The organism is Paenibacillus sp. 2KB_22, from assembly GCF_052115745.1.
GTDB lineage: Bacteria > Bacillota > Bacilli > Paenibacillales > Paenibacillaceae > Paenibacillus.
In genome coordinates this window covers 398,928-414,796 of the sequence record NZ_JBFRHG010000002.1, presented here as the reverse complement: position 1 = coordinate 414,796, position 15,869 = coordinate 398,928, and the positions used below count along the sequence as shown (strand labels likewise).

The following is a 15,869-nucleotide window of genomic DNA, read 5'->3' as shown; positions in this document are numbered from 1 at the left end:
TATGGTAGTAGGCGACGCTTCTCTCAATATCGACACATTAGTAATTGGTGCGGGTCCTGGTGGCTATGTAGCTGCCATCCGCGCTGCTCAACTTGGCCAAAGCGTATTGATCGTAGACAAATCCGAACTGGGCGGTGTTTGTTTGAACCGCGGATGTATTCCATCCAAAGCCCTGATCTCTGCTGCACACCAATATGAGTCTGCACTTCACGGTGAAGCTTTTGGTATCTCTGCTGAGAACGTAAAAGTGGACTTCAGCAAAACTCAAGAGTTCAAAAACGGCGTTGTTAAGAAAATGACTGGCGGCGTAGCTGGTTTGCTCAAAGGCAACAAAGTTGAAGTTTTCAACGGTGAGTGCATGTTCATCAATGAAAACGAAGCTCGTGTATTCAATGACCACGAGTCACCACGTTACAAATTTAAAAATGCAATTATTGCAACAGGTTCCCGTCCAATCGAACTGAAACCTTTCCCGTTTGGCGGACGCATTCTGTCTTCAACAGAAGCTCTGAACTTGCCTGAAGTACCAAAAAGCATGATCGTTATCGGTGGCGGATATATCGGTGCTGAGCTTGGTCAAATGTACTCCAAATTCGGTGCAAAAGTAACAATCATTGAAGGTTTGGATACAGTACTGCCAGGTTTCGATAAAGACATGACTAGCCTCGTTGCTAAAAACATGAAGAAAACAGGCATCGAAATCGTAACGGGTGCAAAAGCTGAAAGTGCTGAGCAAACAGATAAAGATGTAACTGTGAAGTATTCTGTAAATGGTGAGTCCAAAGAAGTAACTGCAGATTACCTGCTGGTAACTGTTGGACGTCGTCCAAACACGGATGGAGAACTTGGTCTCGACATGATCGGTGTTGACGTTGACGAGCGTGGATTTGTCAAAGTTGACCATCAAGGTCGTACTAGCATTCCTCATATCTTCGCTATCGGTGACATCGTATCTGGCCTGGCTCTGGCACACAAAGCTTCTTATGAAGGTAAAGTGGCAGCTGAAGCAATCGCAGGACAACCATCTGTAGTTGACTACAAATGTATGCCGGCTGTTGTGTTCACAGATCCAGAGTGTTCCAGCGTAGGTTACACGGAGAAAGAAGCTAAAGAAAAAGGTTACAAAGTAAAAGCAGGTAAATTCCCTTATGCGGGTAACGGCCGTGCTGTATCTTTGAACCACGCTGAAGGCTTCGTGAAAATCGTAGCTGACGAAGAAAGCGGCCTTGTATTGGGTTGCCAAATCGTAGGTCTGGAAGCTTCCAACTTGATTGCTGAGCTTGGTTTGGCAATTGAAATGGGCGCTACTTTGGAAGATCTGGCTCTCACAATTCACGCTCACCCAACTTTGGGCGAAATCGTGATGGAAGCTGCGGAATTGGTTATGGGTCACCCGATCCACATCATCTCCCGTTAAGATCATCTAAGCTTCGGATCCGTCCGGCATTATATGTATATCAGAGGAGACGAATGACGCTAACGCGTTGTTCGTCTCTTTTTTGTGAGAATTATTAAGGGTGGATTCATGCAGGTTGTAATTGGGTTCGTACCGCTAATTACGATTACAACCACCACTCATTTTGTGGTACACTGTAATAATGATCAGAGTAGGATGTGGCTATATATGAAATTAAGAGCAATCGGAAGATTGCTTGTACGTCGAGCCAATTCTATCCTGGAGTTATAACAGTGAGGGGATATCAACATGAAAAACTATCTCGATTTATTACAGGATATTCTGAACAACGGCGTGCATAAAGGAGACCGTACAGGAACAGGAACACAATCTGTATTCGGCAGACAACTCCGTTATGATCTCTCCGAAGGATTTCCGCTGGTAACAACCAAACGAATTCATCTCAAATCGGTTATTCATGAACTGTTATGGTTTTTGAGTGGCGATACCAATATATCTTATTTAAAAGAAAACGGTGTGAAGATCTGGGACGACTGGGCGGACGAAAATGGAGATCTGGGACCGGTATATGGCTCGCAGTGGCGCACATGGGAAGCACCAAACGGAGAAAAAATTGATCAGATCTCCGCAGTCATTGATTCGATCAAAAATAATCCGGATTCACGACGTCATCTTGTCAGCGCATGGAATGTGGCAGAGATCAATAATATGAAGCTTCCACCTTGTCACTTTGCGTTTCAATTTTACGTTGCAGAGGGTAAATTATCATGTATGCTTACGATGCGTTCTGTTGATACGTTCCTCGGGTTACCGTTCAACATCGCGAGTTATGCGCTCTTGACTCATATGATCGCGCAGCAATGTGATCTTGAGGTCGGTGATTTCATCTGGTCTGGAGGGGATGTTCACATCTATTCCAACCATGTTGATCAGGTTAAAACTCAGCTGGAGCGTGAACCTTATTCTTTACCTAAGCTGGTGATCAAGCGTAAGCCAGATTCTATTTTTGATTATAAGTTTGAAGATTTCGAGTTTGAGAATTATCAGCATCATCCGGGCATTAAAGCTCCAATTGCTGTCTAATTAAGTGTTCAATCTCGATAAGAGACTTGGATTGAAGGAGTGTATTACCCTTGAGTATTGAATTGGTATGGGCAATGGGGGAGAACGGTGTAATTGGATTGAATAACTCGATTCCATGGCGTTTACCCAAGGATATGGCCTTTTTCAAACAACGTACGTTACACAAAACGATTATCATGGGGCGTAACACGTGGGAATCTTTTGGCGGTAAGCCTCTTCCTCAGCGCCGTAATATCGTAGTGACAAGAGATCTGAATTACAAGGTGGAACAGGCTGAAATCGTACATACGATTGAAGAAGGGCTGAGCGTAACCAAAGGTGAGGAACTATGCGTAATTGGAGGTTCCCAAGTGTATCGCGAGTTCCTGCCCCTTGCAGATCGTCTTGTGGTGACCAAAATTCATGAGAATTTTGAGGGAGATACGTTTTTCCCCGAAGTGGATTGGTTCGAATGGGAACTGATTGAACAGATTGAAGGCGAACAGGATGAAAAAAATGTTTACGCATATACGTTTGAATTTTATGAACGTAAACAGTAAATATGGCATATAACAATCCTGACTTCGTTCGTATTTGTATGATGAGAGGCGCTGATTGCGAAATATTCGTGAACAGCGTCTTTTCGTTCTAAAAAAATGAGCCATTTTTTTAGAACGGAATTCATATTACATTAATATAACATGAGTGATTGATATTTATGTATATTATACATACGATTTAGCATTAAACAGTAAAAAAGTGTAAAAGATTTGGGGATTTAACGTTGTGAAGCCCTAAAATAGGTCTGGAATACGGAAATAAGAACTATTTCTAGCAAAATATGTTGAATTCCATGACAAATTATCTGACATTTATATAACGTTTCGACTTTTTATCTCTTTATCACACACCAGATTTCGGAGTTCAAAAGCACATTTAACACCAAAATAAGGGTATTGACCATAGGTAGACTTGAAAGATATGATGTATAAAATACAAATAATTATGCGGATAATCCATTTAATATTCAACACAGTAAATGCTACTATAATTGAAATATCTTCGAGAAGATTTTGTGATACAATAGACAAAAACTCAAGTAATGAGTAATCCATTTCATATAGAACCATGCACATGAAGGGATTAAGACAAGAACGGATGGGGGAAAACGTAAGATGTCTACACCTACTGGATTTATGGAATACAAACGTCAACTGCCAGCGGATCGTGAGCCAGCGGAGCGGATCAAGGATTGGGAAGAGTTTCATAAACATATGGCAGAAGAAGAACTCAGAACACAAGGTGCGCGATGCATGGATTGTGGTACCCCGTATTGTCATACAGGTATAGATATGGTTGGCGGCACGTCAGGTTGCCCCGTGCATAACCTGATTCCAGAATGGAATAATCTTGTATATCGCGGACTGTGGAGAGAAGCACTTGAGCGCCTTCACAAAACGAATAATTTCCCGGAATTTACAGGTCGCGTCTGTCCAGCTCCTTGCGAAGGATCATGTACAGTTGGCTTAATCGGTCAGCCTGTAACCATCAAAACTATTGAAGAAGCAATTATTGAAAAAGGTTTCGAAGAAGGATGGGTCGTTCCCCAGCCTCCTGAAAAACGTACGGGTAAACGTGTAGCTGTGGTAGGCTCAGGTCCAGCTGGATTGGCTACTGCGGCTCAGTTGAATAAAGCAGGACATTTGGTAACGGTATATGAGCGTTCGGATCGTGTTGGCGGATTGCTGATGTACGGTATCCCGACGATGAAATTGGATAAAAAGGTCGTTCAACGTCGTGTTGATCTGCTTGAAGCAGAAGGTATCCAATTCATTACAAACACCGAGATCGGTAAAGACATTGCAGCACAACAACTGGTGGATGAATATGACGCTGTTGTATTGTGCGGTGGTGCAACGAAGCCGCGTGAATTCAATATTGAAGGCAGCGACTTGAAAGGCGTTCATTACGCCATGGATTTCCTGAATGGCAGCATCAAGAGCTATCTGGACTCCAATCTGGAAGATGGTCAATATCTGTCCGCTAAGGATAAAGATATTATCGTCATTGGTGGCGGTGATACAGGATCTGACTGTGTTGCTACATCGCTGCGTCATGGTTGTCGTACTATCACTCAATTCGGTACGCATACACAAGCGCCTATGGAGCGTGATCGCATTAACAACCCTTGGCCGCAATTCCCGAACGTATACACACTTGATTATGCACAAGAGGAAGCCAAAGCGTTGTTTGGTCAAGATCCGCGTGAATTCTCCATCATGACAACGAAATTTGTCGGAGACGATGAGGGGAACCTCAAAGAATTGCATACAGTACAGATCGAGCGTATTGTGGATGAAACTGGCCGCAAGATTTATCAGCCGATTCCAGGTACAGAGCGTGTATTCCCGGCTCAGATGGCGATGATTGCCATTGGTTTTGATGGACCGGAACAAACGTTGGTAGAGCAACTGGGTCTTGCAACAGATCGTCGCACTAACGTTAAGGCACGTTACGGCAAATACAATACCAATGTGGATAAAGTATTCGCAGCAGGTGATATGCGTCGTGGTCAAAGCTTGGTTGTATGGGCGATTAATGAAGGCCGTGAGGCTGCTCGTGAAGTGGACAAATACTTGATGGGTGCTTCGGTTCTGGTGTAAAAAAATAGAACGAGATATTAATGACAACCTTCGCGATCAGCGAGGGTTGTTTGCTGTTATTTTAACCAATTTGACTACATATTTCATGCAAGTGTGAGTAATAGCATTGCTTTTTAAGTGATAAAGATTTATTATTATATTATAATCATTATAAATAAGAATTAACTGAAACCATGAATCCGTACGAAAAAATAAATTTTAATGAATATAAACCGGAGGTGAGACCTGCTATGGCAAGTAACCGGGACAAGTCCATTTCAGAACAGATCTTTCACATTAAAAATCAATTGGTTGAAAAAGGATATAAGTTAACACAACAACGGGAAGTTACTGTACGTGTATTACTTGAACATGAAAAGGATCACTTTAGTGCAGAGGAAGTTTTCCTCCTGGTTAAAGAGCAGTTCCCTGAGATTGGATTGGCTACCGTATACCGAACTCTCGAACTTCTGAGTGATCTTCAGGTCGTTGAAAAGATTAACTTTGGCGATGGTGCTGCACGTTTCGACCTGCGAAGCACGGATGGCTCCCATCATCACCATCACTTAATTTGCACAGAATGTGGTAAAGTAGAAGAGATTATGGAAGATGGTCTGCTTCGTTTGGAACAACAGATAGAGCGTCAGTATGGCTTTGCTGTTACGGATCATCGTCTGGATTTCCAAGGTGTATGCAAAGAGTGCAGACAAAAACATGTACTGAAAGAACAGGCAGCAGGTTAATTCATTTCGGGAGGGTGCTCCCGAATCTAAAATCTGATATAATAAGTATCAGAAGCAAGGGGCTTCCGTCGGCGGAAGGCCCCTTTTTGCCGTCATGCGGACGGTGAAGGAGGAGAGATGGACGGATGAAGACACTGGTTATAGCGGAAAAACCCGACATGGGTCGAACCATTGCCGCCGTCATAGAACCAAAGGCCAAGAACAATCGCACGTATCTGGAGGGTGAGCATTACATCATCACATGGGCGATAGGGCATTTGCTTGGACTGGCTGAACCGGATGCCTATGATACGAAGTACAAGCGCTGGAATATAGCGGATCTGCCGATCATACCCGATCAGTTCAAGATTGTCCCCAATCCGAGAACGAAAGATCAGCTCAAAATGATTGGAGAACTGGCGAAACGGGCTTCAGCGATCGTTAATGCTTGCGATGCAGGGAGAGAAGGACAGTACATCTTCGCTCTTATACAACAGCAATTGAAGCTGCGTCAGCCTGTAAAGCGTTTATGGATATCGGATTTGACGGCAGAGAGCATTAGACGTGGTTTTGATGGTCTCAAGGATGCCTCTGAATTTGAAAATTTGACCCATGCTGCTCGCGCCAGAAGTGAAGCCGATTGGCTGATTGGCATGAATGCGTCACGGGCATTTACAACCCGCCATAATGCATTGTTGTCTGTAGGTCGTGTGCAGACGCCGGTACTCGCGCTAATCTACGATCGGGAAATAGAGATTGAAGCATTCCAGTCACAGACCTTTTATGAAGTGGCCGCCTGGTTTCGGCAGGAAGGTGTCGAGTACCGGGGACTGCGTCAGGGAGATAAGTTGACCGATGCGGAGGCAGCAGAGGCTATTGCAACCAGTGTGAAGGGCAAGACAGGGCAGATTACCATATATGAAGCGAAGCAGACGAAGGAGTATCCGTATCGTTTGTATGACCTGACCCTTTTACAGCGTGAAGCCAATGCCAAGTTCGGATATGGTGCCAAAAAAACACTGGATATCGCGCAGGCCTTGTATGAAAAACACAAGGTGATCTCGTATCCGCGGACGAACTCCAACTATGTTACAGAACAGAATATTGAAGGTATGCACAAAACTTTAAACCTGCTTAAAAATGGTACCTATAGTGAGCTTGCGCAAGGGGCCAAGCCAGAGCTTGTTCATAAGAACAATAAAGGGGTATGTAATCCGAGCAGGCTTGAAGATCACCATGCGATCTTACCTACTTTGAAGCGACCAGGTACCTTATCCAAGGATGAACAGAACATCTATGATTTGATTGTAAGGCGTTTCTTGTCTCACTTTTATCCTCCAGCGGAGTATAAGCAACATACAGTGCTCACCGAAGTGGAGAAACATCAGTTTAAGACATCTGTTAAAGAGCTGCTGTCCCTTGGATGGAAAGTGGTTCTCGGTTCCGGAGATCAGGAACAGGGCGGTGCAGGCAAGAAGAAGACCAAGAAAAACAGCAATGAAGAAGAGGAAGCCGAAGAGTGGACGGACAAGGCTTTTAGTGTACAACCTGAATTGCCTGTTCAATGTACGAAGAGTGAGTTCAAAGAGAAGGCGACCCAGCCTCCCAAAAGTTATACCGAGGGAACATTGCTGAAAGCGATGGAAAGTGCAGGCAAGCAGATTGAGAATGAAGAGCTGCGAGATGCGATGAAAGACAGTGGTTTGGGTACTCCGGCTACACGTGCTGCTACGATTGAGCGCCTCAAAAACGTAGGTTACATTACGATGCAGGGGAAAAAAATGCAGTTAACGCTCAAAGGAAGAACGGCTATCGAATTGATTCGCCGAGCGGGCGTAGATCTGTTAACCTCACCCGAGATGACAGGCCAATGGGAAAGAAGGTTATATCAGATTTCCAAAGGTGAGGCGGGGCAGGACAAGTTCATGGAGAACGTTAAGAAATTCACATTGTCCATCATTGAGAAAGTGCGTGTGCAAGCGCCGGCGCCGGCAGATGCTTTTGGAGAAGATTCGCGTGCAGGCAGGGGGAAAGGCAAGGGAGCCAGAACCCAGGCCAGCAATACGAGGGCATCTGCCAAGCCAGCTAGTAGCGGTTCGGCTGTAAAAACGTCCCGTCAGACTTCGGCATCTTCATCGAGAGCTGGCAATGGGAAAAGCACGATTACCAAGGCGCCGTCCTCAAGTGGTAGCCCATCGGGAGTGAGAGAGTTACTGGCACCTTGTCCTTCTCCCGGCTGCACGGGTCAGATTATAGAGGGCAAGAAGGGCTACGGATGCTCACGATTCAAGGAAGGCTGTTCGTTTGTGGTATGGAAAGAGTATGCTGGCAAGAAAATCACCAGTACGATGTTAAAATCGTTGATTGAGAAAGGGAGTACCCAAGTCCTGTCTTTCAAACGAAAAGACGGGAGTACGGTGAAGGCACGTATTATTCTCCAGGATGTGGTAACAGGCAAGTTATCTGGCGAGAAGCAGGATGCTTGATCCTAGTCATCATAAAGTAAAAAGGACCCTTATCCAAGGGTCCTTTTTTGTTGCTGCTGTTGTATATTTTCGTGTATGACTTTGGGTACCTCTTCCAGAGCAGTGATGGTATACATCGACGTTTCCGGATTAGGCTGAAGTTCTACGATGTTGTATTGCCATTCGTTTGGCTGTTTAATGTATATGCTGTGAATTCCGGCTTTTACCGCGGGCATAATATCTGTCCGCAGTGAGTTGCCAATCATCCATGTTGCACGACGATCAAACGGACCGTTAGATAGAATGCCTTCCAGTGCCTCAATGTTTTTGTGTTGTCGGATATAGATCCGATCATCAAAATAAGCCGAGAGCTTCATTTGATCAATCTTACGCTGCTGGATCACAGTTTCGCCGCCAGTATATAAGTAGAGGGAATGTCCAGCACCTTTGAGGTTCTCAAGCGTTTCAACCATATGAGGATAGGGTTCAACCTCCTGATCGTACACACTCATACCCAACTTGCTCAGATAAGATTCTTCTCTGAGAGAAGTTGATCGGGCAAACTTCTTAGAAAAGTAACGATAGGTATCAATCAGGGATTGCGGGAAATGATGACTCGCAAAGCCAAGCTTGTTCACTCCGGTTACATCGATCTCCAGCTGTTTCTCACGGATCTCTTGCGTTGTCAATGAATGTCCATCAAACCACTCCTGCATATTCTCAAAGAATTCTCCCAAAATCAGGTTGAAATATTTGTTGCAGTATACGAGTGTATCATCAAGGTCAAACAAAATATGTTGTTTCAGTAATTTCATGATCTAACTCACTCCTTGTAGCCAGCAACTCCACAATGGTTCATATGAATTATATGCGAATGTAAGATTCCAGAAACATATTCAATTCAGATACGCCATCTGGGCGAATACTGTATTTCTCTTTACGGTTACTTCCGAGCAGATGAGTTCGCAGCAGACCTGCGATGCGCAGCGCCATCACCTGATCTTTGACCGTATCTTCGTCTTTACCCAATTCTTCACACATCTCAGCGAGAGACTTGGGTTCATCCGATACGTAACGAAGCAGGCGAAGTCTTTCGGGATCAGCCAGTGCATGGGTGAATCGTAAAAGGCATGTTGGCGGCTGGTCTTCATTTTCTTCAGGTGCATCTACGGGATACTGCATAATCATCATTCCCTCATAGAAGCAGTACATATTAATAGGGCGATTGTGCACCGTTGGAAACAGGATGACTTCGTTCAGTCCAGGCATCGGTTCAACAAGAACGCCGGCTGTAGCATATTCAATAAGCAGTTCAGAGCCCATTTTATCAAGCAAAATGCGTTTTTCCTCTGCATCTTCTTCCAGCCATACACGCTGATCCTCGCTCATATTCTGGCAGTAGTGTTCATCCCATAGTCGCAATAATGGGACATAACTGTTCCGAATGCGCGTAGATTCTTCTATTGTAAGTGCGGGCAGAAGAGGAGACACACGTGCATATAGGTCTTCCGCTGTCATTCCGGCAAGCATGTCCAGGAAATCACGATTCTCCGATGTATCATTTTGATATGCTGCCCATGCAAACAAAACATCAAAATCATCAAAAGGCCAAGTGGCAGCAGGTGCGAGCGCAGCTCGTACATTGGAACTTAGTTTGCCTTCCACTTCCAGAATCCATTCAGGACCAATATCCAGATGCTGAATCCATTTTTTCGTGACATAAACCAAAAAGCTGTTAAGCATTTCATATATCGGTGAAACATCAATTTTCACATGATAGGCCATAATGTTGCAGAATCCTCCCGTCACATCTAAATGTACGCAGCGACTTAAGTACTATTATGGCTTGTTTTGCAGGGCGTTGTCCACTATAATGTTCAAGTCCGGGGCAAAGCCCTGATCCATGAATAGCAATTTAAAACCATATGTATAACATACGAAAGTCGTCAGCGATGGCGATTTTTCTTTGTGTGCTCGCAGGAGGAATGAATTCGTGTCATCGATTACTCGTCCCAAACTATCACACTCGACAGCCAATTATCTGATTCTGATTACGGTTATTGTGGTGGCGGGCATAAGCCAGGGGCTGTTGCTTCCTGTGCTTTCAATTTTTTTGGAGCAAAAAGGGGTTTCACCAGGTTTAAACGGATTAAACGCCGCCGCGTTGTACATTGGTTCATTTGCCATGACGCTAGTGGCGGAGCGACTACTAGGTGCATTGGGGTTCAAAAAGCTGATTGTAGGCGGCCTGTTATTGGTCATGGTTCCTTTGATCTTGTTTCCTTATTTACCGGATATTAAAATATGGTTCATTTTACGTCTGGTCGTTGGAATAGGAGATAGTGCACTACATTATGCTGCCCAGCTCTGGGTGCTGCTTGTTACTGCACCTGAAAAGCGTGGACGTTACATATCGTTATATGGCATGTCCTATGGTCTTGGATTCAGTATTGGTCCTCTGGGAATAAAGCTGCTTGGCTTCGGTGATGCTGTCCCTTTCTGGATATTGTTCATCTGCATTGCAGCAGTACTTATCCTTGTATTAATGAAGCTTCCGGATACCAAACCTGAAAAAGCAGAGCATGGCCAACTGCCGGAACGTCGCTTCCGTCGCAGTTTGGCATGGGCCTGGTATGCACTGTTACCAGCACTCTTATACGGGTATATGGAGGCCGGTATGAATAGCAACTTCCCGGTGTATGGCCTGCGTATTGGATTCGATACCAATCAGATTTCATCGTTGCTTCCATTTATCGGTATTGGAGGTTTGTTCCTTCAATTGCCTCTGGGGATGTTGAGTGACCGATACGGGCGTAAAAAGATATTGATGTTTGCGGGCATCAGTGGGGGAATCATCTTCATGCTGGTTCCAGTCGCAGGTACGCATTTCTGGTGGACACTTGTCTTGTTAACAATCGCAGGTGGCCTGGTCGGTTCCTTTTTCTCACTGGGTCTGGCTTATGCCGCAGACATCTTGCCTAAAGTGTTGTTGCCTGCAGCCAACGTGGTGGCATCCTTTCATTTCACGATTGGAAGTATTATCGGACCGAATCTGGGTGGTCAGATGATCAACTGGATCTCACCCGGAAGCATGTTCACCCTGCTTGGAATCATGTACCTTCTTTTTGGTGTGGCAGGTATATTATTTCGTCGTAAACCTGAGTTCGAATCTGTGTTAAAATAGAAGCTGGTGTTCGCATGGAAATTGATGTCCATTTCCGAGTACACTAGTGGTAGGGAAAAACATGGACAAGAGGAGACATCGCGATGATCAGAGTAGAGAATTTGAGTAAATCCGTTGGCGTGGACCGCGTTCCCGTTCTACGGGATATTCGATTTGATATGCAACAAGGTGAGATGATTGCTGTCGTTGGTTCAAGCGGTAGCGGTAAAAGCATGTTGCTTAAATGTTTGGCCATGATGGAAAAATGGGATTCTGGCCGATTTACGGTGGATGGTGCCGAGATCTTGAAAGAAGGCTGGTCTGGAAAACGGAAAATCAAACGGGAATGGGCATACTTGGAGCAGAATCCTGAGTTATTCCCCAGACGTACAGCTCTTAAAAATGTATTAATCGGACGTTCGGGTCAGACTCCCGTATGGAGAATGGTAACCGGTATGGTACGTTCCGATGATTATATGGGTGCTATGGATTATCTCGAAGGATTGGGATTACTCGATAAAGCACATCAAATAGCAGAGAAGCTTAGTGGTGGCGAGAAGCAGCGTGTTGCCATTGCAAGAGCACTTGCTCATGGTGCCAAAGTGGTTCTGGCCGACGAACCTGTGATTGGTCTTGACCCTCATACAGCAGATTCGGTGCTGGAAACGTTGCGCAAGTTATGTGAGGAAGAACGTGCAACAGTCATTGCAGTACTGCCTATTGAACTTGCTGAGAAACATGCCACACGGATCTGGGGATTGGCTGAAGGCAAGATTGCTTTTGATATTCGTGGACGAAGACTGACACAGCAAGAAAAAAACCAGATTTAAACTATTGAAAAGAGTGATGAGATTGTTTAATTCACGGTGGGGACGCTTCATTGCAGCAGGAACTATGGCAATTATGCTTGGTTCTGTTCTGAGCGGATGCACAGTCATAAGTGACCCCAAGGGTTTGATGAGAAAACCAATGATGTCCACCGATAAGGAGAAACTGTACAACGTGGTTCAGGTTAAATTGCCGCCAGAGAGTACATTGATTCGTCCCAAGGACATGAATAATACCAGTATGATTCGAGTGGAAGACCTGAATGGGGATGGGACTCGGGAAGCGATTGTTTTTTATGAGACGCCGAATGAAAATGTGCGAATCCATGGCATGATTTTGGAAGAGCAGGGGGGCGCATGGGTTAAAAAGCTTACATTTGATGTGCCCGGAAATGAGCTGCAATCCTTTAAAGTATTGGATATTACGAATGATGGTAATCCCGATATTATACTTGGGGTTAGTTTACAGGAGCAAAAAGCTTTGACTGCCTATTCGTACAAGGGCGGGGCACTGGAACAGGTTCTAGGTGGAGTCCCGTATAATCAATATATCATTGATGATGCGCAGGGAAATACGCTGGATTTGAGTGGAGATGGCAAGAGTGATTTTGTTATCATTTCGCTGAACAATAGCGGCTTTGCAACGATTGCTTTATACCAGTACGAAGATGGAAGCTTCAAGGAAGTTGATCGGGTGCAGACCGATTATACCGTTAAAGAAGTTTATAATGCTCTAGGCGGAGAGATCGCAGAAGGACAAATGGGCATTGTACTGGATGCAGAGCTTGATGATCGGAGTTCTTTCTCACAAATTATGTATGTTAAGGATAACAAGTTAGTCAATGCTTTCAAGTCACCGGATCAAACGTATAGAGATGACAAAATTTTAAGCGGTGATGTTGATAATGATGGTATTATTGAGTTTGGACTTAAAGAGACTCCAAAAGGCTGGGAGCATTACGTTTTTGACTCCAGGTTGTGGTTCTATACTTATTACCAATGGGATGGCAAAGAAGGCAAGAAATTTGTCTCGTTCCAATTTCGGGATGATGCTGATTTATTTCATCTAAATCTCAAGCCAGAGTGGTACGGCAAGATCACTATTGACACCAAATCGGAAAAGGAAAAATATATTCGATTTAAAATGATTGATACGGACGAAACCGTGGCAGAGATCAAATATTTCACCCTTTCCAAGTGGGAACAGGAGAAGGGTAAAAGCTGGAAGGAAATTACGCGCACCAAAGATCGGGTTATTGCTTCACGGGTAGCACAATCAGAGGCGGGTAAAGATGCACTGAGCAATACTTCTCAGCTGAATAGAAAGGGAGAACTTAATGAGTAAAGTACTTATTCTTGAGGATGAAGAATCCATCCGCAGTTTTATAGTGATTAATTTAAAGAGAAACGGATTCGAAGTGCTTGAAGCGGGTGACGGGCATGAAGCGCTTCGCATACTGCAGACGGTACCGGATATTGATCTGGCTCTGCTGGATGTCATGGTACCAGGTATTGATGGATTCGAGGTGTGTCGACGGATCCGTGAAACCAATGAACGTCTGGGCATCATCTTTTTGACCGCGAAAGTTCAGGAACAGGATAAAGTATACGCACTCTCCGTTGGTGCAGATGATCACGTTAGCAAGCCTTTCAGCCCAACAGAGTTGATTGCACGTATTCAGTCATTGTTGCGTCGTGTGAACGTGCATCGGGAAACTGCGGCTAAGGTTACGTTCCAGTCTGGGCCATTTTCACTGGACCTGATCTCGAAGCAATTCAAGAAACAAAATGAAGCTATTGAGTTAACTCCAACGGAGTTTTCCTTGATTCAATTTTTCCTGGAAAAAGAAAATACACCGCTCAGCCGCGATGTATTGTTAGATCATGTATGGGGAAAAGAGTACATGGGTGATCCAAAGATTGTGGATGTCAACATTCGTCGTCTACGTCAGAAAATTGAGAACAATCCTTCCGAGCCCGAATACCTGCAGACAGTATGGGGTCACGGGTACAAATGGAAGGGCCGGGAGCAATGATTAAAAAAGGCATTACACGGCAGATCGTACTACATTATTTCTTTGTAGTTTTTCTTGCTCTGCTGTTGGTCGAATTCGTATTTATGTTGGCAGTGCAAAGGTACTATTATGAAAGTATCTACAATACGATTAGTACCCACATTTCCAATTCAAAGGACTTTTTCGAGCCGATCGCTCGTGAGAATAACACGGAAGACGGCAATAATCTGTCCAGATTGATTGTGAATTTGGCATTGTCCAATACTGAACTGGAAATTTTGGATCTGAACGGGCGCGTATTGGCGAGTTCAACTGCTTTTGAATCTGACCGTGCTGTGCTGCAAACCAGTGATATTATGCAGGCTCTGAATGGGGATATGGGACGTTGGATTGGAAGACAACCAGGTACTGGAGAATCCGTCATGGCCGTTTCACACAAGTTTGATCTGGGCGGCGAAAATACTTATGTTATTCGATATCTGACTTCACTCGAAGATGTGAATTCTAAACTACTGAATATGGGAATGCTTGCAATTGCGGTCGGTATTGGCGTGCTTGCTATAGTTTTGATCATTAGTATTGGGATGGCGAATTCCATTGTACGTCCAATCAACAACATCACCGCAGTATCTGCCCAAATGGCCAGAGGACGGCTGGATGTCAGGGTTAAGGGGAATTACAAGCACGAACTGGGCGAATTGGCATCAACACTTAATTTCATGGCACATGAGATTGTGCGCAGTAATCAGATCAAGGATGATTTTATCTCTTCGATCTCACATGAATTAAGAACACCTCTGACCAGTATTAAGGGTTGGAGCGAGACACTGGACTCAGGCGGCTATGATCCGGAAGAAACCCGTATCGGCATGGGCATCATTTCCAAAGAAACCGAACGTCTAATTGGACTTGTGGAAGAGATGCTGGATTTCTCCAAATTGCAGCAGAATCAGATGAAGCTGGTCAAAGGAACGGTCAACATACGTGAAATTGTGCAGGAAACGATGTTGAATGTCTGGGCCAAAGCGGAACAAAAACAGGTTCATCTGAAGTTGGAAACCGACGAGACTCGAGCTTATAATGTCCATGGAGACGGCAATCGACTGAAACAAGTCTTCTTAAACATTGTGGACAATGCGATCAAATTTTCACATGAGAATTCCTGGATCTTCTTGTCTGTCAAAGAGGAGAATGGTCAGATTATTGCAGCTGTTCAAGACACCGGTATCGGAATTAGTGAAGAGCACCTGATCAAAGTACGGGATCGTTTCTTCCAGGTCAATCATCAAAATGGGGGAACGGGACTGGGGCTTGCGATTACGCAAGAACTGGTAGAACTGCATGAGGGAACGATTACGATGCAGAGTGAACTTGGATCAGGTACAATAGTTACGGTTACGTTACCGGCTGTGGCTGAGGAGACGGGTACAGAAGATTCTATAACGCAGTCTGGTGATACTGCATTCCCTGAAGAACGATCAGCAAGTGATGTAAAATTGGATCAGGAAAAGTCATAAGTTTGAATCAATTTGCTGTGATCGAATAGTTCTGCTTCA

At 44.5% G+C, this 15,869-nt stretch carries 13 protein-coding genes; 11 read left to right on the top strand and 2 right to left on the bottom strand.

The window, feature by feature from the left end; genetic code table 11:
• Position 1: 1 nt before the first annotated feature.
• The 6 genes from lpdA (at position 2) to AB4111_RS12715 (ending at position 8,329) form a co-directional block, all read left to right on the top strand.
• A complete protein-coding gene (lpdA, locus tag AB4111_RS12740) occupies positions 2 to 1,417 on the top strand; it encodes a dihydrolipoyl dehydrogenase (RefSeq protein ID WP_036613658.1) in 1,416 nt (471 codons plus the stop codon).
• Positions 1,418 to 1,705: 288 nt separating this feature from the next.
• Complete coding sequence (gene thyA, locus AB4111_RS12735; RefSeq protein WP_442031911.1) at positions 1,706 to 2,500, top strand: thymidylate synthase; 795 nt, start codon at positions 1,706 to 1,708, stop codon at positions 2,498 to 2,500.
• A 50-nt stretch (positions 2,501 to 2,550) separates the two neighbouring features.
• Positions 2,551 to 3,039 carry a dihydrofolate reductase gene (locus tag AB4111_RS12730; RefSeq protein ID WP_442031910.1) on the top strand — a complete coding sequence of 163 codons (489 nt, stop codon included), beginning with the start codon at positions 2,551 to 2,553 and terminating at the stop codon, positions 3,037 to 3,039.
• Between the two features lie 615 nt (positions 3,040 to 3,654).
• Positions 3,655 to 5,142, top strand: coding sequence for a glutamate synthase subunit beta (locus AB4111_RS12725; RefSeq protein ID WP_442031909.1), 1,488 nt, complete (start codon positions 3,655 to 3,657; stop codon positions 5,140 to 5,142).
• A gap of 230 nt (positions 5,143 to 5,372) precedes the next feature.
• Positions 5,373 to 5,864, top strand: coding sequence for a ferric iron uptake transcriptional regulator (fur, locus tag AB4111_RS12720; RefSeq protein ID WP_036613667.1), 492 nt, complete (start codon positions 5,373 to 5,375; stop codon positions 5,862 to 5,864).
• Between the two features lie 125 nt (positions 5,865 to 5,989).
• Positions 5,990 to 8,329, top strand: a complete 2,340-nt coding sequence (locus AB4111_RS12715) for a DNA topoisomerase 3 (protein ID WP_442031908.1) — start codon at positions 5,990 to 5,992, stop codon at positions 8,327 to 8,329.
• Positions 8,330 to 8,358: 29 nt separating this feature from the next.
• On the opposite strand, the gene AB4111_RS12710 is transcribed toward AB4111_RS12715, so the two are convergent.
• Positions 8,359 to 9,123: an HAD family hydrolase gene (locus tag AB4111_RS12710; RefSeq protein WP_442031907.1), complete on the bottom strand. Its 765-nt coding sequence runs from the start codon at positions 9,121 to 9,123 to the stop codon at positions 8,359 to 8,361.
• A gap of 49 nt (positions 9,124 to 9,172) precedes the next feature.
• Positions 9,173 to 10,093, bottom strand: coding sequence for an ArsR/SmtB family transcription factor (locus AB4111_RS12705; RefSeq protein ID WP_315935822.1), 921 nt, complete (start codon positions 10,091 to 10,093; stop codon positions 9,173 to 9,175).
• A 208-nt stretch (positions 10,094 to 10,301) separates the two neighbouring features.
• Between AB4111_RS12705 and AB4111_RS12700 the strand changes: the two genes are divergently transcribed.
• The 5 genes from AB4111_RS12700 to AB4111_RS12680 all read left to right on the top strand — a co-directional run bounded on the left by AB4111_RS12700 (position 10,302) and on the right by AB4111_RS12680 (position 15,830).
• Entirely contained in the window at positions 10,302 to 11,492 is a 1,191-nt protein-coding gene (locus AB4111_RS12700) for an MFS transporter (RefSeq protein WP_442031906.1), read from the top strand.
• Positions 11,493 to 11,575: 83 nt separating this feature from the next.
• The gene (locus AB4111_RS12695) at positions 11,576 to 12,301 is read left to right on the top strand and encodes a phosphonate ABC transporter ATP-binding protein (protein WP_036613671.1); all 726 of its coding nucleotides are present in this window, start codon (positions 11,576 to 11,578) and stop codon (positions 12,299 to 12,301) included.
• A gap of 22 nt (positions 12,302 to 12,323) precedes the next feature.
• Positions 12,324 to 13,643, top strand: coding sequence for a hypothetical protein (locus AB4111_RS12690; RefSeq protein ID WP_442031905.1), 1,320 nt, complete (start codon positions 12,324 to 12,326; stop codon positions 13,641 to 13,643).
• The gene (locus AB4111_RS12685) at positions 13,636 to 14,334 is read left to right on the top strand and encodes a response regulator transcription factor (RefSeq protein WP_017688086.1); all 699 of its coding nucleotides are present in this window, start codon (positions 13,636 to 13,638) and stop codon (positions 14,332 to 14,334) included. The genes AB4111_RS12690 and AB4111_RS12685 overlap by 8 nt, the downstream gene beginning before the upstream one ends.
• Positions 14,331 to 15,830: an ATP-binding protein gene (locus AB4111_RS12680; RefSeq protein ID WP_442031904.1), complete on the top strand. Its 1,500-nt coding sequence runs from the start codon at positions 14,331 to 14,333 to the stop codon at positions 15,828 to 15,830. Before AB4111_RS12685 ends, AB4111_RS12680 begins: the two co-directional genes overlap by 4 nt.
• Positions 15,831 to 15,869: the final 39 nt, after the last annotated feature.